Origin of the sequence: Micromonospora sp. NPDC047753, assembly GCF_040642735.1 — a bacterium.
Taxonomy (GTDB): domain Bacteria; phylum Actinomycetota; class Actinomycetes; order Mycobacteriales; family Micromonosporaceae; genus Micromonospora.
This window is the reverse complement of sequence record NZ_JBEYSL010000344.1, coordinates 1-7,693: the sequence shown is the minus strand read 5'-3', so window position 1 is coordinate 7,693 and position 7,693 is coordinate 1. Positions and strand designations below refer to the sequence as shown.

Annotated in this window: 12 protein-coding genes; 11 read left to right on the top strand and 1 reads right to left on the bottom strand. The window is 72.9% G+C overall.

Going from position 1 to position 7,693, the window contains the following annotated elements; all coding sequences use genetic code 11:
* The coding region (locus ABZ749_RS24730) for an LON peptidase substrate-binding domain-containing protein (RefSeq protein WP_357231715.1) at nucleotides 1-136 on the bottom strand (136 nt) is incomplete at its 3' end.
* Nucleotides 137-242: 106 nt separating this feature from the next.
* Here ABZ749_RS24730 and hisD point away from each other — a divergent pair.
* From hisD to ABZ749_RS24675, 11 genes are all read left to right on the top strand, one after another.
* On the top strand, nucleotides 243-1,565 hold the full coding sequence (gene hisD, locus ABZ749_RS24725) for a histidinol dehydrogenase (protein ID WP_357231712.1): 1,323 nt from the start codon (nucleotides 243-245) through the stop codon (nucleotides 1,563-1,565).
* Nucleotides 1,562-2,635 (top strand): histidinol-phosphate transaminase, encoded by a 1,074-nt coding sequence (locus ABZ749_RS24720; RefSeq protein ID WP_357231709.1) that lies wholly within the window; start codon nucleotides 1,562-1,564, stop codon nucleotides 2,633-2,635. Before hisD ends, ABZ749_RS24720 begins: the two co-directional genes overlap by 4 nt.
* The gene (hisB, locus tag ABZ749_RS24715) at nucleotides 2,632-3,243 is read left to right on the top strand and encodes an imidazoleglycerol-phosphate dehydratase HisB (RefSeq protein ID WP_030334475.1); all 612 of its coding nucleotides are present in this window, start codon (nucleotides 2,632-2,634) and stop codon (nucleotides 3,241-3,243) included. The genes ABZ749_RS24720 and hisB overlap by 4 nt, the downstream gene beginning before the upstream one ends.
* Before the next feature lie 58 nt (nucleotides 3,244-3,301).
* Complete coding sequence (locus ABZ749_RS24710) at nucleotides 3,302-3,472, top strand: hypothetical protein (protein ID WP_167362522.1); 171 nt, start codon at nucleotides 3,302-3,304, stop codon at nucleotides 3,470-3,472.
* A 13-nt stretch (nucleotides 3,473-3,485) separates the two neighbouring features.
* A complete protein-coding gene (gene hisH, locus ABZ749_RS24705; RefSeq protein WP_357231706.1) occupies nucleotides 3,486-4,118 on the top strand; it encodes an imidazole glycerol phosphate synthase subunit HisH in 633 nt (210 codons plus the stop codon).
* A gap of 36 nt (nucleotides 4,119-4,154) precedes the next feature.
* A complete protein-coding gene (locus ABZ749_RS24700; protein ID WP_355007656.1) occupies nucleotides 4,155-4,478 on the top strand; it encodes a hypothetical protein in 324 nt (107 codons plus the stop codon).
* 14 nt (nucleotides 4,479-4,492) lie between these two features.
* Nucleotides 4,493-5,218 carry a bifunctional 1-(5-phosphoribosyl)-5-((5-phosphoribosylamino)methylideneamino)imidazole-4-carboxamide isomerase/phosphoribosylanthranilate isomerase PriA gene (gene priA, locus ABZ749_RS24695; RefSeq protein ID WP_357202526.1) on the top strand — a complete coding sequence of 242 codons (726 nt, stop codon included), beginning with the start codon at nucleotides 4,493-4,495 and terminating at the stop codon, nucleotides 5,216-5,218.
* Nucleotides 5,215-5,604, top strand: coding sequence for a RidA family protein (locus ABZ749_RS24690; protein WP_357231703.1), 390 nt, complete (start codon nucleotides 5,215-5,217; stop codon nucleotides 5,602-5,604). The genes priA and ABZ749_RS24690 overlap by 4 nt, the downstream gene beginning before the upstream one ends.
* An 82-nt stretch (nucleotides 5,605-5,686) precedes the next feature.
* The gene (locus ABZ749_RS24685) at nucleotides 5,687-6,133 is read left to right on the top strand and encodes a MarR family winged helix-turn-helix transcriptional regulator (RefSeq protein WP_357231700.1); all 447 of its coding nucleotides are present in this window, start codon (nucleotides 5,687-5,689) and stop codon (nucleotides 6,131-6,133) included.
* 5 nt (nucleotides 6,134-6,138) lie between these two features.
* The gene (locus ABZ749_RS24680; protein ID WP_112668570.1) at nucleotides 6,139-6,570 is read left to right on the top strand and encodes an organic hydroperoxide resistance protein; all 432 of its coding nucleotides are present in this window, start codon (nucleotides 6,139-6,141) and stop codon (nucleotides 6,568-6,570) included.
* Nucleotides 6,571-6,617: 47 nt separating this feature from the next.
* Nucleotides 6,618-7,613: an NADP-dependent oxidoreductase gene (locus ABZ749_RS24675; protein ID WP_357231697.1), complete on the top strand. Its 996-nt coding sequence runs from the start codon at nucleotides 6,618-6,620 to the stop codon at nucleotides 7,611-7,613.
* Nucleotides 7,614-7,693 lie beyond the last annotated feature (80 nt).

Here is a 7,693-nt window from a genome sequence, read left to right as displayed (position 1 = left end):
CGCGCGGGGCACCGTCGGGCAGGCCGACCAGGTGTCGGACCAGCGCCCGGTAGCGCTCCTCGAAGATGTGCAGCGGCAGCACCAACCCGGGAAAGAGCACCGTTGCGAGCGGGAACACCGGCAGCCGTGCGGTCACATGGTCGAGCCTAACCAATCTCGCCCGCGGTGGCGTGGCCCGGCTCACCGTCCCGGCGTACGGGCGGCTCGGGTGGGCGTCGGGCCGGCCGCCTAGACTCGCAAGGGTGCTGAATCGGATCGACCTGCGCGACGGTCTCGGTGACCCGCGCCGCCTGCTGCCCCGTGCCCAGCTCGACGTGTCCGTCGCCGTCGAGCGCATCCGTCCTCTGGTGGAGGCGGTCCGTGAGCATGGGTACCCGGCGATCCGGGAAGCGAGCGAACGATTCGACGGCATCTCCCCGGAGGTGCTGCGGGTGCCGGTCGAGGCGATCACCGAGGCCGAGGGGGTGCTCGACCCGGCGGTGCGTGCCGCGCTGCTGGAGTCCATCGCCCGGGCCCGCCGGGTGCACGCCGACCAGCGGCGCACCGATCACGTCACCCAGGTGGTGCCCGGCGGCACTGTCACCGAGAGGTGGCTGCCGGTCGACCGCGTCGGCCTCTACGTGCCCGGCGGTCTGGCGATGTACCCGTCGACGGTGGTGATGAACGTGGTGCCCGCCCAGGCGGCCGGGGTGCGCTCGCTGGTGGTGGTCAGCCCGCCGCAGAAGGACAACGGCGGCCTGCCCGATCCCCGGGTGCTCGCCGCGTGCGCGCTGCTCGGCGTCGACGAGGTGTACGCCGTGGGCGGGGCCCAGGCGGTGGCGATGCTGGCGTACGGCGCGGCGGTGGACCCGGCCGGTGAGCTGCGGTGCGACCCCGTCGACCTGATCACCGGCCCCGGCAACATCTGGGTGACCGCCGCCAAGCGGCTGCTGCGCGGCGTGGTCGGCATCGACGCCGAGGCCGGGCCGACCGAGATCGCCATCCTGGCCGACGACACCGCCGACCCGGCGCACGTGGCCGCCGACCTGATCAGTCAGGCCGAGCACGACCCGCTCGCCGCGAGCGTGCTGGTCACCCCGTCGGTGGCGCTGGTCGAGGCGGTCGAGGCGGAGCTGTCCCGGCAGGTGCCGGCGACCAAGCACACCGAGCGGGTCACCACGGCGCTGACCGGTGAGCAGAGCGGCGTGGTCCTGGTCGACGACCTTGAGGCTGGGCTGCGGGTGGTCGACGCGTACGCGGCCGAGCACCTGGAGATCCAGACGGTCGACGCCCGGGAGTGGGCGCTGCGGGTCCGCAACGCCGGGGCGATCTTCGTGGGCGCCTGGTCGCCGGTGTCGCTCGGCGACTACTGCGCCGGCTCCAACCACGTGCTGCCCACCGGCGGCTGCGCCCGGCACTCTTCCGGCCTGTCCGTGCAGTCCTTCCTGCGCGGTGTGCACCTGATCGAGTACACCGAGGCCGCGCTGCGCGACGTGGCCCCGCACGTGGTCACCCTGGCCAACGTGGAGGACCTGCCCGCGCACGGCCAGGCGGTCCAGGCCCGTTTCCCGGGAGGGTCGGCGTGACCAGTCTGAGCGATCTTCCGATCCGCGACGACCTGCGGGGGCTGTCGCCGTACGGGGCGCCTCAGTTGGACGTGCCGGTGCGGCTCAACACCAACGAGAATTCCCACCCGGTTCCGGAGCCGGTGGTCGAGGCGATCGGCAAGGCGCTCGCGGCCGAGCTGCGCGAGCTGAACCGCTACCCGGATCGGGACGCGGTGGCGCTCCGCGCCGACCTGGCCGACTATCTCGGGCACGGGCTCACCGTCGAGCAGGTGTGGGCGGCGAACGGCTCCAACGAGATCCAGCAGCAGCTGCTCCAGGCGTTCGGGGGGCCGGGGCGCACCGCGCTCGGCTTCGTTCCGGCGTACTCGATGCACCCGCTGCTGGCCCTCGGCACCGGCACCCGGTGGGTGCCCGCCGCGCGCGGGGTCGACTTCGGGTTGACCGCCGAGGAGGCGGTCGCCCAGGTCCGGGAGCACCAGCCGGACGTGGTCTTCCTCTGCTCGCCGAACAACCCCACCGGCACCGCACTGGACCCGGCGGTGATCGCCGCGGTGCTCGACGTCGCGCCTGGCATGGTGGTCGTGGACGAGGCGTACGCCGAGTTCGCCCGGCCCGGGACGGTCAGCGCCCTCGCGGTGCTGCCCGGCCACCCGCGGCTGGTGGTCACCCGGACGATGAGCAAGGCGTTCGGCTTCGCCGGTGGCCGGCTGGGCTACCTGGCCGCCGACCCGGCGGTGGTGCGGGCGGTGCAGCTCGTCCGTCTGCCGTACCATCTCTCCGCGCTCACCCAGGCCGCCGCACGCGCGGCGGTGGCGCACCGCGGCGCCCTTCTCGGTACGGTGAGCGCGATCATGGCGCAGCGGGACCGTATCGTGGCGACGCTGCGCGAGCGGGGGTTGCGGGTCGCCGACAGCGACGCCAACTTCGTGCTCTTCGAGGTGGGCGGCGACCAGACCGTCGTCTGGAACGCCCTGCTGGCACAGGGGGTGCTGGTCCGTGACGTCGGCCTGCCCGGCTGGCTGCGGGTGACCGCCGGCACCGCCGCCGAGACCGACGCCTTCCTTTCTGCAATGGAGACTTCGCAATGAGTCGGACCGCCCGGGTGGAACGGATCACCAAGGAGACCAAGGTCCTCGTCGAGATCGATCTCGACGGCACCGGTGCCGCCGAGATCAGTACCGGCGTCGGCTTCTACGACCACATGCTGCACCAGATCGCCCGGCACGGCGGCTTCGACCTGACCGTGCGCACGGTGGGTGACCTGGAGATCGACGCGCACCACACGATCGAGGACACCGCGCTGGCGCTGGGTGCGGCGTTCGACCAGGCGCTGGGCGACAAGGCCGGCATCCGGCGGTACGGCTCGGCCACGGTGCCGATGGACGAGGTGCTGGTCCGGGCCGCCGTGGACCTCTCCGGTCGTCCGTACGTGGTGCACGACGAGCCGGTGCTCGCCCCGTACATCGGGCCGGTGTACGCGACCAGCATGACCCGGCACATCTGGGAGTCCTTCGGTCAGGCGGCCCGGGTCACGCTGCACGTCGACGTGCTGCGGGCGGCCCGTCCGGGTGGTCACCCGGACGCGCACCACGTGGTGGAGGCGCAGTTCAAGGCGGTCTCCCGCGCGTTGCGCGAGGCCACCTCGATCGACCCGCGTTCCGCCGGAGCGATTCCGAGCACGAAGGGCGCGCTCTGATGAGCGCGAGGAGTGCAGCGCAGCGGAGCCCCGCAGTCGCGAATGGAAGGTGGCTCTGATGGGTGCCGCGTTGCCGACGTTGCTGCTGATCCTGGCCGGGGTGCTGGTGGGCGGCACCTGGTCGCTCTACCGGCAGGGCGCGCCGAAGGCCGCCGTGTTGATCACCGCGGCGCTCGCGGTGCTCGCCACTGTCGCCGGGGTGCTGCGGCTGCTGCCGGAGAACGGGTGATCGGGGTGACGACATGAGTGACGTGGTGGTGCTCGACTACGGCTCGGGCAACCTGCGCTCGGCGGAGCGGGCGCTGGCCGCCGCCGGAGCGGACGTCCGGGTGACCGACGACCTGTCCGCGGCGGCTGCCGCCGATGGTCTGGTGGTGCCGGGGGTGGGCGCGTACGCGGCGTGCATGGCGGGGATCGAGGCGCTGGGCGCCGGTCCGGTGATCGCCGAACGGGTGGCTGCCGGCCGGCCGGTGCTGGGCATCTGCGTGGGCATGCAGGTGCTCTTCGAGCACGGTGACGAGCATGGCGTGGTGACCAAGGGGCTGGGGCTGCTGCCCGGCGGGGTGACCCGGTTGGCCGCCGCCCGGTTGCCGCACATGGGCTGGAACACGGTCCGGGCTCCGCGGGAGTCGGTGCTGTTCGCCGGCTTGACGGAGCAGAGCCGGTTCTACTTCGTCCACTCGTACGCGATGGGCGACCCGGCGGCGTTGGCCGCTGCCGGTGCCACTGTGACCACCGCCCACCACGACACGGATTTCGTCGCGGCGGTGGAGCGTGGCTCGTTGTCGGCGGCCCAGTTCCACCCGGAGAAGTCCGCCGACACCGGTGCCGCGCTGCTGCGCAACTGGCTCGCCACGTTGCCCAGCGGTGACTGAGCGCCGTCGCGCGGTGCCCGAGCAACGGGCGTCGCGGTGAGCCGGGAGCGCGCCCGCCGACGGGCGGAGCGGGAGGCGGAGCAGGCCCGGGAACGGGCGGTCCGGCAGCGTCAGGTCGCCCGCCGGCAGCGCCGTCGCGCGGTGGTCCGCAGTTTGACGCCGCGGCTGCGGCGGGGTCGCTCCGGCCGGCTGGCCCGGCACACTAGGGGTGAGCGGGCCGCGATCGTGCTGCTCACCGGCGCGGCGTTGCTCCTGATCTGGACGTTTGTCGACAACCTGGCGCTGCGTATCGCGCTGATCGCGCTCTTGCTGCTCGTACTGCCGGCGATCGTGGTGATCGCCCTGGACCGTCGTACCTGATCGAGGAGAAGACCTTGAGCCTCACCCTGTTACCCGCCGTGGATGTCGCTGACGGCCGGGCCGTCCGGCTCGTGCAGGGCGCCGTCGGAAGCGAGAGCATCTACGGCGACCCGTTGGACGCGGCGTTGGCCTGGCAGCAGGACGGCGCGGAGTGGATCCACCTGGTCGACCTGGACGCGGCGTTCGGTCGGGGCACCAACGCGCACCTGCTCGCGGAGGTGGTGCGCCAGTTGGATGTGAAGGTGGAGCTCTCCGGGGGCATCCGTGATGACGAGTCGCTGCGTGCGGCGCTGGGCACCGGAGCGGCCCGGGTGAATATCGGGACCGCCGCCCTGGAGGACCCGGTCTGGTGTGACCGGGTGGTCGCGGAGTACGGCGACCGGGTGGCCATCGGGCTGGATGTGCGGGGCAACACCCTGTCGGCGCGGGGTTGGACCCGCGACGGTGGTGACCTGTACGAGGTGCTGGAGCGGTTGGACAAGGCGGGCGCCAGTCGGTACGTGGTCACCGACATCACCAAGGACGGGACGATGCGCGGGCCGAACCTGGATCTGCTGCGCGAGGTGTGTGCCCGTACGGACCGGCCGGTGATCGCCTCGGGTGGGGTGTCCACCCTGGACGACCTGCGGGCGTTGGCGACCCTGGAGTCGGCCGGGGTGGAGGGCGTGATCGCGGGCAAGGCGCTCTACGCGGGTGCCTTCACTGTGGCCGAGGCGCTGCGGACGCTGGCCGAGGCGTGACGACGATCAGGCTGGGGTCGGGCGGCCCGTGGGAGCAGCGCTACGGGTACTCCCGGGTGGTCCGGGCCGGTGAGCGGGCCTGGACGGCGGGTTGCACGGCGACAGTGGACGGCCGGGTGGTGCACGTCGGTGACGCGGCCGCGCAGACCGCGCAGGCGCTGCGGATCGGGTTGGCCGCGCTCGCCGAGGTGGGTGCGGAGCCGGGCGATGTGGTCCGGACCCGGATGTACGTGACGGACCGGCTGCACGCCGACGAGGTGGGCCGGGCGCACAACGCTGTCTTCGGCGCGGTCCGGCCGGCCGCCACCCTGGTGGTGGTGGCCGGTCTGCTGGACCCGGAGCACCTGGTCGAGGTGGAGTTGGAGGCGTACCTCGGCGATCGCTGAGGTGACCGTCCTCGCGGCCCGCCGGGTGATCCCGCGGCCCAATTAAGTTGTGCACAACTTAATTGTGGGCTACGGTTCAGTGGTGACGGATGACCTGGTGCTGCGCCGGCAGGTGTGCTTCGCGCTCTACGCCGCGTCGCGCGCACTGACCGACGTCTACCGGCCGATCCTCGACGAGGTCGGGTTGACCTACCCGCAGTACCTGGTGCTGCTGGTGCTCTGGGAGCGTCCCGACGACGCCCCGACGGTGTCCGAGTTGGGCGCCGAGCTGCGGCTGGACTCCGGCACGCTCTCCCCGCTGCTCAAGCGGCTGGAGGGGGCGGGCCTGGTGGTGCGGCGGCGGTCGGCCCGCGACGAGCGGCGGGTCGAGGTGGGCCTCACCGAGCAGGGCCGGGCGCTGCGCGAGCGGGTCTGCGATGTCCCGCTGCGGATCGCGCAGGCCACCGGGCTGGGCCTCGGCGAGCTCGTCGCGCTGCGCGACACCCTCACCCGGGTCACCGACACCATCCACCGACAGAAGGAGCAGTGACCACCATGCAGGTTGTCTACACCGCGTCCGCGACCGCCACCGGCGACGGCCGGGACGGCCACGTCGAGACCTCCGACGGCACGTTCGCACTCGACCTGGCAGTGCCGAAGGAGATGGGCGGCGCGGGTGGCGCGGCCAACCCCGAGCAGCTCTTCGCCGCCGGTTACGCGGCCTGCTTCCACAGCGCGCTGCGGCTGGTGGCCCGCCGGGCCAAGGCCGACGTGACCGGTTCCGTGGTCGGCGCCGAGGTGGGCATCGGCCCGAACGGCAGCGGCGGCTTCGGGCTCACCGTGCAGCTCGTCGTCGACCTGCCCGCCGCGCCCCGCGAGGTCGCCGAGCAGATCGTCGAGCAGGCCCACCAGGTCTGCCCGTACTCCAACGCCACCCGTGGCAACGTCGACGTCACCCTCACCGTCCGCGAGACCCTGTCCGCGTGACCTCGCGGCCCCAGGCCCCCATCCGCGGACGAGAGGACGACCACCCCGTGACCAGCAACCGCGAGATCCACCTGGCCAGCCGCCCCCAGGGCTGGCCCACCGAAGACACCTTCCGGCTCGTCGAGACCGAGGTGCCGACGCCCGGACCGGGCCAGATCGTGGTCCGCAACCAGTACATGTCCGTCGACCCGTACATGCGCGGACGGATGAACGACGTCAAGTCGTACGTGCCGCCGTTCGCGCTCGACGCGCCACTCGACGGTGCCGCGATCGGTGAGGTGGTGGCCAGCGAGGCGGCGGACGTCGCCGTCGGAACCACAGTCCTGCACGGGCTGGGCTGGCGGGAGTACGCGCTGCTCGACGCCGCCGCGGCCCGCCCCGTCGACCCGAGCATCGCCCCGGTGAGCGCGTACCTGAGCGTGCTCGGCATGACCGGGTTGACCGCGTACGCTGGCCTGCTGGAGGTGGCCGCGATGAAGCCCGGCGAGACTGTCTTCGTCTCCGCCGCGGCCGGCGCGGTGGGCAGCCTGGTCGGCCAGATCGCCAGGCTCAAGGGCGCCGGCCGGGTGATCGGCAGTGCCGGCTCGCCAGCCAAGGTCGAACGGCTGCGGGCACTGGGCTTCGACGCCGCCTTCGACTACCACGACGGGGTCCGCGAGTCGCTGCGGGAGGCCGCCCCGGACGGCGTCGACGTCTACTTCGACAACGTCGGCGGTGACCACCTGGAGGCCGCGATCTCGGCCATGAACCTGCACGGTCGGGCCGCCATCTGCGGCATGATCGGGCAGTACAACGCCACCGAGCCGCCGGCCGCACCGCGCAACCTGGCGCTGGTCATCGGCAAGCGGCTCACCCTGCGCGGCTTCCTGGTCAACGACCACAACGACGTGCGGGCGGCGTTCGTGCGCGACGTCTCGGGTTGGCTGCGCGACGGCACGCTGTCCTACGACGAGACGATCGTGGACGGCATCGAGAACGCCCCGGCGGCGTTCCTCGGCCTGCTGCGCGGCGACAACCTCGGCAAGATGCTCGTCCGCGTGTGACGCAGACCTCTCCCACGGCGGGGGGGCCCGGGGGGGGGGCCGCCCGGGGGCGGGGGGGGGGTGTGGTGGCGGCCTGACGG